At 68.2% G+C, this 17,222-nt stretch carries 16 protein-coding genes; 14 read left to right on the forward strand and 2 right to left on the reverse strand.

The window, feature by feature from the left end; genetic code table 11:
• Positions 1-3: 3 nt before the first annotated feature.
• The 5 genes from frc (at position 4) to ACRSBM_RS12280 (ending at position 6,539) form a co-directional block, all read left to right on the forward strand.
• Positions 4-1,245, forward strand: a complete 1,242-nt coding sequence (frc, locus tag ACRSBM_RS12260; RefSeq protein ID WP_434443016.1) for a formyl-CoA transferase — start codon at positions 4-6, stop codon at positions 1,243-1,245.
• 32 nt (positions 1,246-1,277) lie between these two features.
• Positions 1,278-3,425 (forward strand): acetate--CoA ligase family protein, encoded by a 2,148-nt coding sequence (locus ACRSBM_RS12265; protein WP_434443017.1) that lies wholly within the window; start codon positions 1,278-1,280, stop codon positions 3,423-3,425.
• A 154-nt stretch (positions 3,426-3,579) separates the two neighbouring features.
• A complete protein-coding gene (locus ACRSBM_RS12270) occupies positions 3,580-5,073 on the forward strand; it encodes an Nramp family divalent metal transporter (protein ID WP_434443019.1) in 1,494 nt (497 codons plus the stop codon).
• Positions 5,073-5,501, forward strand: a complete 429-nt coding sequence (locus ACRSBM_RS12275; RefSeq protein ID WP_434443020.1) for a hypothetical protein — start codon at positions 5,073-5,075, stop codon at positions 5,499-5,501. Before ACRSBM_RS12270 ends, ACRSBM_RS12275 begins: the two co-directional genes overlap by 1 nt.
• Before the next feature lie 24 nt (positions 5,502-5,525).
• The gene (locus tag ACRSBM_RS12280) at positions 5,526-6,539 is read left to right on the forward strand and encodes a TerC family protein (RefSeq protein ID WP_434453060.1); all 1,014 of its coding nucleotides are present in this window, start codon (positions 5,526-5,528) and stop codon (positions 6,537-6,539) included.
• Here ACRSBM_RS12280 and ACRSBM_RS12285 read toward each other — a convergent pair.
• Both ACRSBM_RS12285 and ACRSBM_RS12290 read right to left on the reverse strand, forming a co-directional pair.
• Complete coding sequence (locus tag ACRSBM_RS12285) at positions 6,530-6,715, reverse strand: hypothetical protein (protein ID WP_434443022.1); 186 nt, start codon at positions 6,713-6,715, stop codon at positions 6,530-6,532. The genes ACRSBM_RS12280 and ACRSBM_RS12285 overlap by 10 nt on opposite strands.
• Before the next feature lie 266 nt (positions 6,716-6,981).
• Positions 6,982-7,707 carry a GntR family transcriptional regulator gene (locus tag ACRSBM_RS12290; protein WP_434443024.1) on the reverse strand — a complete coding sequence of 242 codons (726 nt, stop codon included), beginning with the start codon at positions 7,705-7,707 and terminating at the stop codon, positions 6,982-6,984.
• A gap of 99 nt (positions 7,708-7,806) precedes the next feature.
• Between ACRSBM_RS12290 and ACRSBM_RS12295 the strand changes: the two genes are divergently transcribed.
• The 9 genes from ACRSBM_RS12295 (at position 7,807) to ACRSBM_RS12335 (ending at position 17,210) form a co-directional block, all read left to right on the forward strand.
• A complete protein-coding gene (locus ACRSBM_RS12295) occupies positions 7,807-8,784 on the forward strand; it encodes a 2-dehydropantoate 2-reductase (protein WP_434443026.1) in 978 nt (325 codons plus the stop codon).
• A gap of 241 nt (positions 8,785-9,025) precedes the next feature.
• Positions 9,026-9,652: a hypothetical protein gene (locus ACRSBM_RS12300; RefSeq protein WP_434443027.1), complete on the forward strand. Its 627-nt coding sequence runs from the start codon at positions 9,026-9,028 to the stop codon at positions 9,650-9,652.
• A 205-nt stretch (positions 9,653-9,857) separates the two neighbouring features.
• Positions 9,858-10,370 carry an NAD(P)-dependent oxidoreductase gene (locus ACRSBM_RS12305; protein WP_434443029.1) on the forward strand — a complete coding sequence of 171 codons (513 nt, stop codon included), beginning with the start codon at positions 9,858-9,860 and terminating at the stop codon, positions 10,368-10,370.
• Positions 10,371-10,564: 194 nt separating this feature from the next.
• The gene (locus ACRSBM_RS12310) at positions 10,565-10,990 is read left to right on the forward strand and encodes a helix-turn-helix domain-containing protein (protein ID WP_434443031.1); all 426 of its coding nucleotides are present in this window, start codon (positions 10,565-10,567) and stop codon (positions 10,988-10,990) included.
• On the forward strand, positions 10,987-11,457 hold the full coding sequence (locus tag ACRSBM_RS12315) for a hypothetical protein (protein WP_434443033.1): 471 nt from the start codon (positions 10,987-10,989) through the stop codon (positions 11,455-11,457). The genes ACRSBM_RS12310 and ACRSBM_RS12315 overlap by 4 nt, the downstream gene beginning before the upstream one ends.
• The gene (locus ACRSBM_RS12320; protein ID WP_434443035.1) at positions 11,450-12,496 is read left to right on the forward strand and encodes an MAB_1171c family putative transporter; all 1,047 of its coding nucleotides are present in this window, start codon (positions 11,450-11,452) and stop codon (positions 12,494-12,496) included. Before ACRSBM_RS12315 ends, ACRSBM_RS12320 begins: the two co-directional genes overlap by 8 nt.
• Positions 12,497-12,594: 98 nt before the next feature.
• The gene (locus tag ACRSBM_RS12325; RefSeq protein ID WP_434443037.1) at positions 12,595-14,520 is read left to right on the forward strand and encodes a molybdopterin oxidoreductase family protein; all 1,926 of its coding nucleotides are present in this window, start codon (positions 12,595-12,597) and stop codon (positions 14,518-14,520) included.
• On the forward strand, positions 14,521-16,290 hold the full coding sequence (locus tag ACRSBM_RS12330; RefSeq protein ID WP_434443039.1) for an NAD(P)H-dependent oxidoreductase subunit E: 1,770 nt from the start codon (positions 14,521-14,523) through the stop codon (positions 16,288-16,290). It abuts the gene before it with no gap.
• Positions 16,287-17,210: a 2Fe-2S iron-sulfur cluster-binding protein gene (locus ACRSBM_RS12335; RefSeq protein ID WP_434443040.1), complete on the forward strand. Its 924-nt coding sequence runs from the start codon at positions 16,287-16,289 to the stop codon at positions 17,208-17,210. Before ACRSBM_RS12330 ends, ACRSBM_RS12335 begins: the two co-directional genes overlap by 4 nt.
• Positions 17,211-17,222 lie beyond the last annotated feature (12 nt).

The raw sequence follows: 17,222 nt of genomic DNA on the forward strand, positions 1-17,222 counted from the left end.
CAAATGGGTACAACTCCGACCAAGGCCCTGGAGGGCGTCAAAGTCCTCGACATGACGCACGTGCAGTCCGGACCGTCGTCGACCCAGCTGCTCGCCTGGCTGGGAGCGGACGTCATCAAGCTGGAAACGCCGGGACGGGGCGACATCACCCGCGGCCAGCTGCGCGATCTGCCCGATGTGGACAGTCTTTACTTCACGATGCTCAACTGCAACAAGCGGAGCATCACGCTCAACATGAAGGCCGCCGAAGGCAAGGAGGTCTTCGAGAAGCTGATCGCCGACGTCGACGTCCTGGTGGAGAACTTCGGCCCCGGCGTCGTCGAGCGGTTCGGCTACCCCTGGGAGAAGCTGCACGAGCTCAACGAGAAGCTCATCTACGCGTCGATCAAGGGCTTCGGCCCCGGCCGCTACGCCGACTTCAAGGCGTACGAGGTGATCGCGCAGGCGATGGGCGGCTCGATGAGCACCACCGGCTTCGAGGACGGACCTCCGCTCGCCACCGGCGCGCAGATCGGCGACTCCGGTACCGGCATCCACCTGGTGGCCGCGATCCTGGCCGCGCTGTACCAGCGGACCAACACCGGGCGCGGGCAGCGCGTCCAGGTCGCGATGCAGGACGCGGTGCTGAACCTGTGCCGGGTCAAGCTGCGCGACCAGCAGCGGCTCGCCCACGGGCCACTGGGGGAGTACCCGAACGAGCAGTTCTCCGACGAGGTGCCCCGGTCCGGTAACGCCTCCGGTGGTGGTCAGCCGGGCTGGGCGGTGCGCTGCGCTCCCGGCGGTCCCAACGACTACATCTACGTGATCATCCAGCCCGTCGGCTGGGCGCCGCTGACCCAGCTGATCGGCAGGCCGGAGCTCGCCGACGACCCGGCCTGGGCCACGCCCGAGGTCCGGCTCTCCAAGCTGGACAAGGCGTTCGCGCTGATCGAGGAGTGGACGGAGAAGCACACCAAGTGGGAGGTCATGGACAAGCTCAACGCCCACAACATCCCGTGCGGACCCATCCTGTCCACAAAGGAGATCATCGAGGACGAGACGCTGGCCGAGCTGGGCACCGTGGTCGAGGTCGAGCACCCCGAACGCGGCACGTTCAAGACGGTCGGCAACCCGCTCAAACTCTCCGACTCGGTCGTCGAGGTGCGGCGCCCGCCGTTGCTGGGTGAGCACAACGACGAGGTGCTCGGCGCGCTCGGCTACAGCGCCGACCGGCTGGCCGGCCTGCGCGCCGCCGGCGTCATCTGAACCGCCCCGAATCCCTAGGGAGACGAAATCTCATGCCGGACAACGGCTACGACCGCGCCGCGGTCGAGAACGTACTCGCGAAGGTGCGGGCGGAGGGACGGTCGTCGCTCACCGCGCCGGAGGGCAAGCGGGTCTGCGACGCCTACGGGATCGCGACCCCGGCCGAGGCGCTGGCGAAGTCGTCGGAGGGCGCCGTCGCGTTCGCCGAGGAGATCGGCTACCCGGTCGTGCTCAAGATCGTCTCACCGGACATCCTGCACAAGACCGAGGCCGGCGGCGTCCTGGTGGGCCTCAGGAACTCCGCCGAGGTGGCCGAGGGCTACCGCACGATCATCCACAACGCCAGGAACTACCAGGCGGACGCCGACATCACCGGTGTGCAGGTCCAGCAGCAGCTGCCGACCGGCAAGGAGGTCCACGAGGTCATCGTGGGTGCCACCACCGACGCCACGTTCGGCAAGATCGTCGCGTTCGGCCTCGGCGGGATCCTGGTCGAGGTGCTCAAGGACGTCACGTTCCGGCTGGCGCCGACCAGCGCGTCCGAGGCCCTCTCCATGGTCGACGGCATCGCCGCCGCGGAGATCCTCCGCGGCGTCCGCGGCGCGGAAGGCGTCGACGCCCACAAGCTCGCCGACCTGATCCACCGCGTGTCGGACCTGGTCTCGGACTTCCCGCAACTGGCGGAGGTCGACCTCAACCCCGTGCTGGCGACGCCTTCCGGCGCCACCGCGGTCGACGTCCGGATCCTGGTCGACGAGAACGCGGCCAAGGAGCCGGTCCGGTTCACCCAGGACGAGATCCTCGCCTCGATGAACCGGATCATGAAGCCGTCCGCCGTCGCCGTGATCGGTGCCTCGAACGAAGAGGGCAAGATCGGCAACTCGGTGATGAAGAACCTCGTGAACGGCGGCTACCAGGGAGAGATCTACCCGATCAACCCCAAGGCGGACGAGATCCTCGACCGCAAGGCCTTCGCGAGCATCGCCGACGTTCCGGGAGACGTCGACGTCGCGGTGTTCGCGATCCCGGCGAAGTTCGTGCCGGCCGCGCTCGAGGAGGTCGGCAGGAAGGGCGTCGGCGGCGCGATCATGATCCCGTCCGGCTTCGGCGAGACGGGCAACCAGGAGCTGCAGGACGAGATCGTGGCGATCGCGCGCAAGCACGGCGTGCGGATCCTCGGCCCGAACATCTACGGCTACTACTACACACCGGAAAACCTCTCGGCGACGTTCTGCACGCCCTACGACGTCAAGGGCGGAGTGGCCCTTACCTCTCAAAGCGGCGGAATCGGCATGGCGATCCTCGGGTTCAGCCGGTCCGCGGGCATGGGCGTCTCGTCGATCGTGGGCGTCGGCAACAAGGCCGACATCGACGAGGACGACCTGCTGACGTTCTTCGAGTCCGACCCGAACACCCAGCTCGTCGCGATGCACCTGGAGGACCTCAAGGACGGCCGGTCCTTCGCCGAGACCGCGAAACGGGTCTCGGCGAAGAAACCGGTCGTGGTGCTCAAAGCGGGACGGACCGACCAGGGCGCGAAGGCCGCGAGCTCGCACACCGGCGCCCTCGCCGGCAACGACCGGGTCTACGACGACATCCTGCGGCAGAGCGGCGTGATCCGCGCCCCCGGCCTGAACGACCTGCTGGAGTACGCGCGCGGCATCCCGCTGCTCGCGACCCCGAAGGGCGAGAACGTCGTCATCATCACCGGCGCGGGCGGCTCGGGCGTGCTGCTCTCGGACGCCTGTGTGGACCACGGGTTGTCGCTCATGTCCATTCCGGACGATCTGGACGCGGCGTTCCGGAAGTTCATCCCGCCGTTCGGCGCGGCGGGCAACCCCGTCGACATCACCGGTGGGGAACCGCCCTCGACGTACCGGAACACGATCGCGCTCGGCCTCGCGGACGACCGCATCCACTCGTTGATCCTGGGCTACTGGCACACCATCGTCACGCCACCGATGGTGTTCGCGAAGCTCGTGGTCGACGTCGTGGAGGAGTACCGGGCGAACGGGATCCACAAGCCTGTCGTCGCCTCCCTCGCGGGTGACGTCCAGGTCGAGGAAGCCAGCGAGTACCTGTACCGGCACGGAGTGGTTGCGTATCCGTACACAACGGAGAAGCCTGTCGCGGTACTGGGTGCCAAGTACCGGTGGGCCCGTGCCGCCGGCTTGCTGTAGTTGAGTCGTGAGTGGTCGTGGTCCCTCCCGGGACCACGACCACCGCACGGCGTTTCAAGGAATGGATGGCCCGTCCGCGACCGTGACACGCCCACGGTCGCGAACCCGCCAGGGAGGTCAACGAAGACAGCCGGTCCTCTGGAGGTTGTTAACCGTGGATGATCCAAATCTGGTCGCCCGCACGGACGTGTCGGCCCCGCCCGGCAAGGAACGCGTCTGGCCCGCGGGCAGGCTGGAAGCGATGCCCATCAGGAAACTGCCCGACGCGCCACCGTCGATCCACCTGCTGGGCCCCACCGTCTTCCTGGTGGCACTCGGCGTGGGCATGGGCGAGGCCTACATGTGGCCCCGGCTCGTGCTGTTGTTCGGCCCGGACATCCGGTGGCTCTTCCTGATCGGCGTGACCCTGCAGGCCGTCGTGATGCTCGAGATGGCCCGCTACGCCATGGCGACGGGCGAGAGCATCTTCTTCGGCGCGGCCCGCGTGTTCAAACCGATCATGTGGTTCTTCTTCATCGTCGCCATGGCCGTCTACATCTGGCCGGGCCACCTCTCCGCGGGCGCGGCGGCGCTGGAGCGGATCACCGGCATACCGTGGGCGGTGTCGGCCTGTGTGGGCCTGATCCTCGTCGGCGTGCTCTTCAGCCTGGCGAAGGTCATCTACAACCTGCTGGAGAACCTGCTCTCCATCCTCATCGGCGTGCTCGTCGTCAGCACCGCCGTGGTGGCGGCGATGGTCGGCACGTGGCAGGACCTGGTCAGCACCGTGACGGGCATGTTCCAGTTCGGGTACCTGCCGGCCGACGCCCTGTCGGCGACGTGGTTCCCGGTCATCGTCGGCTCGATCGCGTTCGCCGGTCCGTCCGGCATGCAGCAGATGTGGTACACGCTGCACCTGCGCGACAGCGGTGCCGGCATGGGCGCGCACATCCCCAAGGTGCGCGGGCTGCGGCACGCGGGCAAGGAAGAGGAGATGCCCAGCCGCGGCTTCATGTTCGACACGTCGGACCCGGCCGAGATGGCGAAGTGGAAGGGCTGGCGGCGCTGGGTGACGTTCGACGCGCTGCTGCTCTTCTGGGGCATCACGATGCTGGTGACGATCTCGTTCACCGTGCTCGCGCAGGCGGCGAACCGGGAGAGCCCGAACGTGCGGGCGCTGATCGAGGCAGGGGAACGGGAAGCGGCGCTCAACGGCATGTCGGACGCCTTCGCGTCAGCGGGCGGACCGGTGCTCGGCGCCGTGTTCCTCGGCTTCATCGCGTTGATCGGCCTGAACGCCACCCTGGGTCTGTTCGACTCGTTCTCGCGCGGCCAGGCCGACATGGCCTACCACTTCGTGCCCGGCGCGAAGCGGTTCCGGATGTCGCACCTCTACGCGGGATTCCTGTGGGGCGTCATCACGTTCGGCATCATCATCCTGCTGTGGGGGCCGGCGGACGGACCGGGAGCGATCCTCGACGTCCTCGCGTTCCTCTCGACGTTCGCGATGGGCGCCTACTGCGTGGTGCTGCTGCTCGTGAACAACCGGATGCTGCCCAAACCCATCCGGCCCAAGCTGATCACGAACATCATCATCGGGCTGGGTGCCGTGTTCTACCTCGGCATGCTGTTCTACAGCCTGGTCCGGTTCGGCGTCGTGGTGGACTGATGGAGATCAAGGAAGCAGTCCCCGGTGCGGCGGTCGGACTCGCCGCAGGAGTCGTCGCGGGTGGGCTGGCGGCCCTGATCGGCCAGCCCCTCTCCTGGGCGCTGGTCACGATGCTCGCGCTCGGCGTGCCGCTGGCGTCGCTCGGTGGCGGTCTCGGCGTCCTGCTGGCGTCGGGCCGGCTGCCGCGAGGGCGGTTCGCCCCGGTCGCGCTGTTCTGGCTCGTGGGCTTCCCGCTGGCCAGGCTGGTGCACGAGATCTCCGTGAGTTTGGTGCTCACCGGCCAGGTCCGGCTGCCCCCGGATCTGGCCGGTTTCCTCGCCTACCAGGGACTCGTGAGCCTCGGCTGGGCGATCGGGTTCCTGTGGCTGCACGAGCGGATCGCGCTGCGCATCCGCATGAACGCCGCGGCGGCCACCACGTCCCGCTGACCTTCCGCCGGAGGAGCGAGAATGCTGGATCTTCCTGTCTGGGTGTGGATCGCGACGTTGGGCGGCATCGCCGCCATCATCGCGTTCGACTTCTACCTCGTCGCACGCAAACCGCACGAACCGTCGTTCCGCGAGTCGTTGTACTGGGTGCTCTTCTACGTCGGCCTGGCCGTCCTGTTCGGACTCGGCGTCACGGTGTTCGCCGGGCCCGGCCACGGCGGTGAGTTCTTCGCCGGCTGGATCACCGAGTACTCGCTGAGCGTCGACAACCTGTTCGTCTTCGTGCTCATCATGGCCAGGTTCGCGGTGCCGCGTGAGTACCGGCAGAAGGTGCTCATCGTCGGCATCATCCTGGCGTTGTTGCTGCGAGCCGTGTTCATCGCCCTGGGAGCACAGGCGATCTCACGGTTCGACTGGCTGTTCTACCTCTTCGGTGCCTTCCTGATCTTCACCGCGTGGAAGTTGTTGCGGCAGAAGGAGACCGAGGAGGCCGAGTTCTCCGAGAACGCCGCCCTGCGCGCGGTGAAGAAGGTGGTGCCGGCGACCACGACGTACCACGGTGCCGCGTTGACGACGCGCATCGACGGCAAGCGCGTGGTCACGCCGATGCTGATCGTCATGGTCGCGGTCGGCACCACGGACCTGCTGTTCGCGGTGGACTCGATCCCGGCGATCTTCGGGCTCACCAAGGAGCCGTACCTGGTGCTGACCGCCAACGCGTTCGCGTTGATGGGCTTGCGCCAGCTCTTCTTCCTGGTGGGTGGTCTTCTGGATCGCCTGGTGCACCTGAGCAAGGGCCTCGCGGTGGTGCTCGCGTTCATCGGGTTCAAGCTCATCTTCGAGGCGCTGCACCACCACGGTGTCTCGTGGGCTCCGGAGATCCCGATCGTGGTGTCCCTCGGGGTCATCGTGGTCACGCTCGCGATCACCACGGTGTGGAGCCTGCACACCTCCCGGCGGGCTGCCCGTTCCGCCGTGGAGGGTGCCGAGAGTGCGCAGCGGAGCGAAGACGCTCCGGTGAAGGACTCTCAGCCGTGAATCGTGTGGCCCTTGGCGTCCTTGCGGAGCGTCTTGGCCACGGCCGCCTGGGCCTCGGCGTCCTTGCGCTGTTCGTTGAGCGCGGTGGACAGTCCGAGGCCCAGCGCGCGGCCGTCGGCGGAGAAACCCGCACGCGGCTGGGTGAGCGAGCGCGCGAAGTTCTTCAAGCGGGACATGACTTTCCTCCTGTCGATGGTGGCTCCCGAGGCGCGCAACAGCCCGACAGGCGCTGGCGTACGGGAGGAACAGGGCTGCGGCCGGGGTCTGTTCCTCCGGATGCCCATTGCCTGGGTACCCGGCGGGAAACCTCTTTCGGGTCTCCGTCGACCCCGTCCCTGTTGCGATTCAGCATACTGCGTTTTGTATGCAATCCGCCGCCATCGTGTCGCGGATCACCCGTTCGATACCAAATGACCGATTTGAGTGATCTGAGGGTAATGGATCAGTCGCTGTCCGTAGGACTTTCGGGTGTCTTGCGGTCGTGGTAGGTCTGGCGGGTCTGCTCCGCGTGGTGGTGCATGACCTCGCCGGCCCGCTCCACATCGCCGTCGGCGATGGCCGCGACCAGCTCGGCGTGCTCGTTCCACGAGTCCCGGCTGCGCGGGCGGGCGATCGGCGTGTAGTACCAGCGCACCCGGCGGTCGACCAGCCCGATCATCTCGGACAGGACCTTGTTGCGGCCGATCGCCGCGACGGCCGCGTGCAGATCGGCGTTCGCCTTGACCAGGCGCTCGACGTTCGCGGTGACGAGCGCCTCCTCGCCGGCCTTCTGCAGTTTCCTGAGCGTCTTCACGTCGGACGGGGTGGCGTGTTCGGCGGCGAGCTTGGCGGAGTAGGTCTCCAGCACGCTGCGCACGGCGAGCAGCTGGTCGGCCTCCTCCTCGGTCGGGGTGTGCACGAAGGCACCCTGGGCGGGACGCAGGTCGACCCACCCATCGGTCTGCAGTCGCTGCAGGGCCTCGCGCACGGGTTGCCTGCTCACGCCCAGGTACTCGGCGAGCTCGGCCTCGACCAGGTGCTGACCGGGTGCGAGGGTGCGGTTGACGATGAGCTCGAGCAGGGCGTCGTAGACGGCTTGACGCAGCGGTGCGGGCCGTTCGACCCGGCGGCTCGCCGCGGCGCTGAGGGACCCGCGGGGCGCTCTGCGGCCACTGGGCAAAGAGGTCATGCCGGACAGAATACAGCTTTTGGTATGCAAAAAGCACTTCTAGGGAAGTATTCGGGTTGTCAGTATACTGTATGCAATCTTTGACGAGCGGGGCGTGCTATGAAGATCGCTGTTCTCGGAGCCGGAGCGATCGGTGCCTACGTCGGTGCGGCCTTGCATCGTGCGGGCGTGGAAGTCCACCTGATCGCGCGTGGAGCCCACCTCGCCGCAATGCGGGAGCACGGCGTGCGGGTGCTGAGCCCGCGCGGTGACTTCACCGCGCATCCACACGCGACCGACGACCCCGCCGAAGTGGGCGAGGTCGACTACGTTTTCCTTGGCCTGAAGGCGTACTCGTACGCGTCGGCAGGCGACCTGCTGGCGCCGCTGATGGGACCCGGCACCGCGGTGATCGCGGCGCAGAACGGAATCCCGTGGTGGTACTTCCACGGCATGACCGGACATCCCCTGGAGGGCCAGCGCATCGAGGCCGTGGACCCCGGCGGCTCGGTCACCGCCGTGCTGCCGATGGACCGCGCGATCGGGTGCGTCGTCTACTGCTCGACTGAGATCGAGGCGCCCGGCGTGATCCGGCACCTGGAGGGCACGCGGTTCTCGATCGGCGAGCCTGATCGGTCGATCTCCCCGCGCTGTGTCGCGCTGAGTGAGGCGATGGTCGCCGGCGGGCTGAAGTGCCCGGTGGAGAAGGACGTCCGCGAGGACATCTGGATCAAGCTCATGGGCAACGTGGCGTTCAACCCACTGAGCGCGCTGACCCGCGCGACGATGGTGGAGATCTGCGACCACTCGGACAGCCGCGACCTGGTGGCCCAGATGATGGCGGAGACCCTGACCATCGCACGGGCCGCCGGCTGCGATCCGCAGATCTCCATCGACAAGCGCATCGACGGGGCCAGGAGGGTCGGCCACCACAAGACGTCGATGCTGCAGGACCTGGAGGCCGGCAAGCGGCTGGAGATCGACGCGATCATCGCCGCGGTGGTGGAGATCGCCGAGCTCACCCGCGTGCCGGCGCCGACGTTGCGACACGTGTACGCGGCGATCGACCTGCTGTCGCGGACGTCGTTGGTGTCGTAGTTGTTGCTATGCCAGCTGGATCGGACCGGACTCGTCGCGGGGGCGCGGGCTTCGACCCCTGGTGCCGGCGATGCCGGGGCTCACCCGCGGGCTTGACGTGCGCGGGGAGTTGGACCGCCTGTTGCACAAGCACCTTGACAGCCGGGACCTGTGTGCGTGGTTTACTGCTCCCTCGGCGCCCGTTTCCGGGCGCCGAAAGTCCTGGGGAGCAAAGTTGAACACGCGTATTTGTGCTGCCGTCATGGCTTTGGTCGGCCTGGTCGCAGGGTGTGCCGGTGAACCCGCTGCCGCGCCGCCGCCGTCGACCACGATCCCCATGACGACGGCGCTGCCGACGCCGGCCGAGCTGAACGAGCGCGCTAAGGCGGCGATCGCCCCGCCCGACGCCTTCGCCGCGGTCGGTGGCCAGGTCAAGACGAACGTGCCGGCGACCGACGGCGAGATCGGCGCGGACGGCCAGGTCGTGGCCATGATCTGCGGGGGCCGCGAGATCCACGTGGACGGCACCTCGGTCGCCCGGTCACGGCTCTGGACGGGGCGGACGACTGTCTTCCAGCAGGTCCACGCCATGGCAGACCGCATGGCGGCCGTGCTGGTGCAGGGTGTGGAGACCGGGCTCGCCAGCTGTACCCACACCCGCAGCGTCGAGCAGCTCACGGCGCTCGCCAAGCCGGAGGGCGTGGACGACTTCTACGCGTACTGCGAGGCGACCCTCGATCCGGACGTGTCCCCCTATGCGTGTTACGCGTTCATGGGCCGCGGCACGCTCATCTCGGAGGTGATCATGTTCGGCCAGACCAAGGAGGCGGCCGGGGCCGAACTGGCGTCCGTGCTGCCGGTCTTCGTTCCGTCGTTCGTCAAGGCCTGAGTGAGCGCTCGATAGGCGTGACCTATGAGGGGATAGGCAGTTTCGCTTGGACGCGGGGCTGCCTGCGCCTCGATGGTCGAGGTCGTGAAGCGCTTGCTTGAAGAGCTGGATCGCGTGCCGCACAAGCACCTCGACAGGCGCGAGCTATGAGCGGACAGGCGCTTTCGCTTGGACACAAGGACGTCCTGGCTTCGATGCTGAAGGCATGAAGATTCTCTGCGTTCTCTACGACGACCCGGTGACCGGGTATCCGACGGCGTACGCACGCGACGACCTGCCCGGGCTGACCGGATATCCGGGCGGGCAGACGGTGCCGACTCCGTCCTCAGTGGACTTCACACGCCTGCTCGGCGGTGTGGCGCATCGGACTCGCCAGGCTGAAGTGCCTGGCTCTGTTCTGAACCTGACGTTCCACCCGCCGGGGGTGGACATCCCCAACGCGACGTCGGCACGATCAACGCGCCGCTGCACCCCGGAGACCGAGGGGCTCTTCGACGATGACCTGATCGCGAAGACGAAGCACGGCGCCTACCTGATCAACACCGCGCGTGGAGCGCGCAGCGGCCGGCCCGGTACGCCGGGAATGTGCCCGGCCCGTGCCTGCCTCTCAGGCAGCTCGCAATCCGCACACGCCCGCTACCGCGGTGCGTGGCTGACGAGCGGGGCCGGTGTGCGACCACCGGCCCCGCTTGCCCTCTCCCCCCGACCTGGCTCATGAACTGCGGTGAACCGCGCTGCCGTCCCCACGGCGGCAGGTGCTCTGCTCAGCAATGGACTCCCCCTCCATTTGCCTCAGTTCATGAGGCGGCCGCCGAAAGTAAACTGAGATGTCTGGGCGTTTGTCAACTGACGTGAGACGAGATCCCCGTTCGTGTTCACGGCAGCTCATGGGCCGGTCGGTAGGATGTCGGCATGTCAGAAGACGAAGGGGGCCTCGCCGCGCGGGTCGACCACCTGTTCCGCACGGTGCGGGCGGACGATGGCGGCGAGTACACCTTCGAGGAGGTCGCCGAGGCGATCAGGGCCAAGGGCGGGCCGACGATCTCCGCCACGTACCTGTGGCAGCTGCGCAAGGGTGTGCGGGACAACCCGACGAAGCGTCACGTCGAGGCGCTGGCGAGCTTCTTCGGCGTGCCGCCCGCGTACTTCTTCGACGCCGCCGAGGCCGCCCGCATCGACGCCGAGCTCACGCTGCTCAACGCGCTGCGTGACGCGCCGGTGCGGCAACTCGCCCTGCGGGCCAGAGGCCTGTCGGACAAGAGTCTCGCCACCATCGCCGACATGGTCGAACGGGTGCGCGAGCTGGAAGGTCTGTCCCGGGAGGAAGGCACGAGGTGAGTGCGCGCCGGCTGCGAAAACTCCTGCGCGGCCTGGAGATCCCGGTACCGTTCGACGTGCGGGCGTTCACCGGGCAGATCGCGGCACGGCGAGGCCGGCCGATCCACCTGATGCCCATGGCGGGCCTCACCGGCGTGTGCGGTCTCTGGATCGCCACCGACGCCGCGGACATCATCTTCTACGAACAGGAAACCGCGCCGTTCCACCAGGAACACATCGTGCTGCACGAGCTGAGCCACGTGCTGTGCGACCACTACCCGGTGACGATGGACCTGGCCGCACAGGCGGAGTCGCTGTTGCCCAGCCTCGACCCGGCTCTCGTGCGGCGCGTCCTGGGCCGCGCCGGCTACACCACCGACGAGGAACGTGAGGCGGAGCTGCTCGCCACCATGATCCGCCAACGGGTTCACACCGGTACCACCCTGGCTGACCGGCTCCGCGCGGCCTTCGACGGTTTCCATGGCTGAGCTCCTGCTCCGCTACGTCCCGCCTCTCGTCGCGTGGCTGATGGTCTTCGGCTGGCGCAAGGGGGACGACGGGATCCGCCGTCTGTTCCTGGGTCTCGCGACATCGCTCACCGTGCTCACCCCGGCCGGTCAGATCACCGTGCTGCACCTGACCGGCTCAAGCGACGTCCCACGTCTGCTGGGACACGCGGGCATGGTGCTGGTGGCGTGGTCGGCCCACGGACTCCTCGCCCACCTCAACGGCCTGCGCCGCAGCCGTTGGAGCACCTGGTGGACAGCGGGCATGTTCGCGTTGATGTGCCTGCTTTTCGCGCTGAAGCCGAACCTGATGCCGAACTCGCCCTGGGTGTTCGAATACTGGCTGGCTTATCTGCTCACGCTGACACCGGCGTTCGGCAACGTGATCCGCCTGGGCCTGCGCTACGCGCGCACCACGTCCGACCGAGCCCTGCGTGCGGGTCTGCACCTCATCGTCGCCGGCGCCGCGCTGGCGTTGGTGTACCTGGTGAACAGGGTCGTGCGCGTCGCGTCGAGCCGCTTCGTCTTCGACTACGAGCTGGGCTGGAAGTTCTGGATGAGCGCCATCCTGCCGAACACGGCCCACTTCCTCGTGCTCCTCGGCGCCGCCATCCCCGCCGCGACCGCCTGGTACCGCCGCCACCGCCGGCACACCCGCCTGCACCCGCTCTGGCAGGCGCTGGCCGCCGCCGACCCGCGCATCGCCCTGAACCCGCGCGTCGGCTGGTGGAACATGCGGATGCGCCTGTACCGCAGGGTGATCGAGATCCGCGACGGCCTCCTGGACCTCCAGCCCTACCGCGACTCCGCCGTCGCCTCCGCCGTGCGGGCGAAGTCCGCGAGCCCGGCGGAGGTGGAGGCCGCCGTGATCGCCGCCGCGCTCCGGGCGAACGGTGCCGTACCGGACCGCGTCGAACCCGGCGCCGGGGGAGCGGACCTGGAGAGCGACACCGCGTTCCTGTGCGAGGTGGCGGACGCGTTCGCGCTCCTTGGCCGCCGCCCGGCCCCGCAGGACCAGTAAGAACACCTGCGCAAACCGCACGCCCAGCCAACGAAACCACAACAGGGGCTAGCGCATACCGAAGATTGCATACAGTATGGACACAGGAGGTGCAGACGATGAGCAGGCGGAAGAAGACCGAGCCCTACGTGCGGCTGACCCAGCCGTTGGTGCGTGACGCGGGAATCCTGCGACCGGCCAGCTGGGACGAGGCGCTGGACAAGGCAGCAGAGGGCTTCCGCAGGAACGTGGCCACCGGTGGTCCGGACGCGTTCGGCATGTTCTCCTGTGCGCGGGCCACCAACGAGATGAACTACATGGCCCAGAAGTTCACCAGGGCCGTCATCGGGACGAACAACGTCGACTCGTGCAACCGCACCTGTCACGCCCCGAGCGTGGCCGGTCTGGCCAAGGTGTTCGGCAGCGGCGGCGGTACCTCTTCCTACCAGGAGATCGAGGACGCCGACCTGATCGTCCTGTGGGGCTCGAACGCGCGGGAGGCGCACCCGATCTTCTTCCAGCACGTGCTGAAGGCGGTCAACAAGGGCGCGAAGCTGTACGTGGTCGACCCGCGGTTGACCAGCACCGGCAAGTGGGCACACGGGTGGTTGCGGCTCAACGTCGGCACCGACATCCCGCTGGCGCACGCCATCGCGCGCGAGATCATCGCGTCCGGCCTCACCAACATGTCGTTCGTCGAGCGGGCGACGGAAGGGTTCGCGGAGTTCGTCAAGGCCGTCGAGCCGTGGACGCTGCCGGTCGCCGAACTGGAGACCGGTGTGCCGGCCGAGCTGATCCGCGAGCTCGCGCACGCCTACGCCAAGGCGGATCGCGGTCAGCTCAGCTGGACCCTCGGCATCACCGAGCACCACAACGGCACCAACAACGTGCTGAGCCTCATCAACCTGGCGCTGCTGACCGGTCAGGTCGGGCGGTACGGGGCGGGGCTGAACCCGTTGCGCGGGCAGAACAACGTGCAGGGCGGCGGCGACATGGGCGCCATCCCCGACCGGCTGCCCGGCTTCCAGGACATCACGGACCCCGGCGTCGCGAAGAAGTTCAACGACGCCTGGGGCTCCAACTTCAAGGCCGCCAAGGGCTGGAACCTCACCCAGATGCTCGAGGCGATGGAACGCGGTGACATGACCACCGTGTACATCATCGGCGAGAACCCGGTGCAGTCCGAGGCCGACTGCGAGCACACGATCAAGCGACTGTCCAACTTGGACCACGTCGTGGTGCAGGACATCTTCCTCACCAAGACCGCGCAGCTCGCGCACGTCGTGCTGCCGGCGGCTGCGGCGTGGTGCGAGACCGACGGTACGTTCACGAACAGCGAGCGCCGGGTGCAACGGGTGCGGAAGGCCCTCACTCCGCCCGAGGGCGCGCGCGACGACATCGAGATCATGGGGGAGATCGCCACCAGGCTCGGTGCCGGCTGGCAGCACAAGACCGGCCAGGACGTGTGGGACGAGCTGCGGAGCCTGTCGCCGATCCACACCGGCATGACCTACCAGCGGCTGGAGGACCTCGGCGGAATCCAGTGGCCGTGCCCGAGCGAGGACTCCCTCGAACCCAGTTTCCTGCACGGCAGGTTGTGGGAGGAGGACCCGGTCAAGCGGGGCATGCCCGCGCCGTTCTCGCCGGTGCCGCACAGCCCGCCCGTCGACGAGCTGACGAGTGAGTTCCCGTTCCGGCTCACCACCGGGCGCCGGCTCGACTCCTACAACACCGGGGTGCAGTCGAACGGCTTCGAGTCGCCGCTGCGCATCGGCGAGACGCTCGACCTGTGCCCGCAGGACGCCGCCACGCTCGGCGTCAGCGCGGGTGAGGAAGTGCAGATCACGTCCAGGCGCGGGCAGATCCAGGCGCCGGTGCGCATCGACGACGGCCTGACGCCGGGGCTCGTGTTCATGACGTTCCACTTCCCGGACGAGATCGACGTCAACGTGCTCACGATCGAGGCGACCTGCCCGATCGCGGGAACGGCCGAGTACAAGGCCGCGGCCATTCGCATCGACAAGCTTCCGGTGAAGGTGGGCTGAGTGGATCTCAAACTGCTCGACGTCGAGCCGTCCGAGGCCGAACGCGTCGTCGTGGACCTGTTCGCCGGGATGGGACGGGACCAGCTGTTGCCCGCCCTGCACGCGGTCAACGACAGGGTCGGCTGGATCAGTCAGGGTGCGCTGAACCACATCTGCCGCGTCCTGCACATTCCTCCGGCCGAGGCGTACGGTGTGGCGAGCTTCTACGCGCTGTTCTCGCTGACCGAGCGGCCGGCGAAGGTCGTGCACGTCTGCGTCGACCTGGCCTGCCAGGTCAACGGCGCGAAGGCGTTGTGCGACAGGCTGACCGACGAGCTCGGACCGGCGGGTGCGAAGAGCGGCTGGCTGCGCAGCCCGTGTCTCGGGGTGTGCGAGAAGGCTCCGGCCGCGCTCGCGTTCGAGGCGGGGGAGGTGGCGAAGGAGCAGCTCCTGGCGCCCACCCACGCCGGTGAGGTGATCGCGGTGGCGGCCGCCGGTCCCTCGCATGTGGACGGTGAGCGCGCGGAGGTGCCGCAGGCCGGGTCCCCCGGCCTGCGGCTGCTCAAGCGGGTCGGTGTCGTCGACCCGGAGTCGCTCGACGACTACCGGGCGACGGGCGGCTACTCGGCGTTGCGGACGGCTCTCCTCCTGGGGCCGTCGGGGGTGATTCGCGAGGTCACCGACGCCAAACTGATGGGCCGCGGGGGCGCGGCGTTCCCCACGGGACGCAAGTGGGACGCGACCGCCCGCCAGCCCGTGCGCCCGCACTACCTGGTGTGCAACGCGGACGAGAGCGAGCCCGGCACGTTCAAGGACCGCCTGCTGATGGAGGGCGACCCGTACGCGGTGATCGAGTCGATGACGATCGCCGGGTTCGCGGCCGGCTGCTCGCGCGGCTACCTCTACCTGCGCGGCGAGTACCCGCGGGCGTTGCACCTGCTGCGCAACGCGATCGCGCGTGCCAAGGAACGCAACTTCCTCGGCGAGAACATCATGGGCCACGAGGGTTTCTCGTTCGACATCGAGATCCGCCGCGGCGCGGGCGCGTACATCTGCGGCGAGGAAACGGCGATCTTCAACTCCATCGAGGGCTTCCGCGGTGAGCCGCGGTCGAAGCCGCCGTTCCCGGTGGAGTCAGGGCTCTTCGGCAAACCGACCGTGGTCAACAACGTTGAGACGCTGGTCAACGTGCCCGTGATCCTCACGGAGGGGTGCGAGGCCTACACCCGCATCGGCACCGAGGCCTCGACCGGCCCGAAGCTCTTCTGCCTGTCTGGCAACGTCAGTCGTCCGGGCGTGTACGAGGTGCCGTTCGGCACCACGCTCGGGGAACTCCTCGATCTGGCGGGTGGCGTGCCGCCAGGCCGGGAGCTGCGAGCGGTACTGCTCGGCGGGGCGGCAGGCGGGTTCGTCCGCCCGGACGAGCTCGACCTGCCGCTCACCATGGAGGACGCGCGGGCCGCGAACACCACGCTCGGCTCCGGCGTCGTGCTGGTGCTCGACGACACGGCCGACCTGGGCAGCTTCCTGTTGCGCATTGCCGCGTTCTTCCGCGACGAGTCGTGCGGGCAGTGCGTGCCGTGCCGGATCGGCACCGTGCGCCAGGAAGAGGCGATGCACCGGCTCGTGGGCAAGCGCCCGCTGAGCACCAGCGCGGAGGATCTCCAGCTGCTGCGCGAAGTCGGGCAGGTCATGCGCGACTCGTCCATCTGCGGTCTGGGCCAAACCGCCTGGAACGCCATCGAATCAGCTCTCGACCGGCTGGGTTACGCGCAGGAGGCGGCGTCGTGACGATCGTGGAAATCGGGCTGCCGAAGCGGCTGGTGGAGCTGACTCTGGACGGCGAGTCCGTGCGGGTGCCGGAGGGCGCGACGATCCTGGACGCCTGCACGGCGAAGGGGAAGTCGATCCCGACGCTCTGCTACGGCGACACCCTGAAGCCGGCCAACGCCTGCCGCGTCTGCATGGTCGAGGTCGAGGGGTCGCGCACGCTGGTGCCGTCGTGCTCGCGCAAGGTCGAGCCCGGCATGGTCGTGCGCACGGACTCCGAACGCACGCAACACAGTCGCAAGCTGGTACTGGAACTTCTCGGGTCCGCCACGGACCTCTCCACCACGCCGCACGTGGACGAGTGGATGTCCGCGTGCGGTGCCGACCCCTCCCGCTTCGGCCCGCCGGCTCCGCCGTCGACCGACCGGGACGACCGCCGTCCAGGCGAGCACGAGGAACCCGACGGCCAGACGGCCGCCACCGTGCGGCAGCCGGCCAAAGTGGACAATCCGCTCTACGTCCGCGACCTGGGCAAGTGCATCATGTGTTACAAGTGCGTCGACGCGTGCGGCGACCAGTGGCAGAACACCTTCGCGATCTCGGTGGCCGGTCGCGGCTTCGACTCGCGGATCTCCACGGAGTTCTCCACGCCGCTGCCCGAAAGCGCTTGCGTCTACTGCGGGAACTGCATCGAGGTCTGCCCGACGGGTGCGCTGAGCTTCAAGCGCGAGTACGACAAGCGCGAGGACGGCACCTGGGACGAAGAGGCCCAGACGCAGACCACGACCATCTGCACGTTCTGCGGTGTCGGGTGCAACCTCACCCTGCACGTGCAGGACAACGAGATCGTGAAGGTCACGTCCCCGCACGAAAGCACCGTCACGCACGGAAACCTCTGCATCAAGGGCCGGTTCGGCTGGCAGCACGTGCAGAACCGCTGATCATCGGCCACA

Source organism: Lentzea xerophila, assembly GCF_051094245.1.
Lineage (GTDB): Bacteria > Actinomycetota > Actinomycetes > Mycobacteriales > Pseudonocardiaceae > Lentzea > Lentzea xerophila.

Bases quoted from the DNA above. Each gene is read 5' to 3' on its own strand.
- ACRSBM_RS12265 (WP_434443017.1), top strand. From the start codon at position 1,278: ATGCCGGACAACGGCTACGACCGCGCCGCGGTCGAGAACGTACTCGCG.
- ACRSBM_RS12275 (WP_434443020.1), top strand. From the start codon at position 5,073: ATGGAGATCAAGGAAGCAGTCCCCGGTGCGGCGGTCGGACTCGCCGCA.
- ACRSBM_RS12300 (WP_434443027.1), top strand. From the start codon at position 9,026: ATGGCTTTGGTCGGCCTGGTCGCAGGGTGTGCCGGTGAACCCGCTGCC.
- ACRSBM_RS12305 (WP_434443029.1), top strand. From the start codon at position 9,858: ATGAAGATTCTCTGCGTTCTCTACGACGACCCGGTGACCGGGTATCCG.
- ACRSBM_RS12310 (WP_434443031.1), top strand. From the start codon at position 10,565: ATGTCAGAAGACGAAGGGGGCCTCGCCGCGCGGGTCGACCACCTGTTC.
- ACRSBM_RS12325 (WP_434443037.1), top strand. From the start codon at position 12,595: ATGAGCAGGCGGAAGAAGACCGAGCCCTACGTGCGGCTGACCCAGCCG.
- ACRSBM_RS12320 (WP_434443035.1), top strand. From the start codon at position 11,450: ATGGCTGAGCTCCTGCTCCGCTACGTCCCGCCTCTCGTCGCGTGGCTG.
- ACRSBM_RS12295 (WP_434443026.1), top strand. From the start codon at position 7,807: ATGAAGATCGCTGTTCTCGGAGCCGGAGCGATCGGTGCCTACGTCGGT.
- ACRSBM_RS12290 (WP_434443024.1), bottom strand. From the start codon at position 7,707: ATGACCTCTTTGCCCAGTGGCCGCAGAGCGCCCCGCGGGTCCCTCAGC.
- ACRSBM_RS12285 (WP_434443022.1), bottom strand. From the start codon at position 6,715: ATGTCCCGCTTGAAGAACTTCGCGCGCTCGCTCACCCAGCCGCGTGCG.
- frc (WP_434443016.1), top strand. From the start codon at position 4: ATGGGTACAACTCCGACCAAGGCCCTGGAGGGCGTCAAAGTCCTCGAC.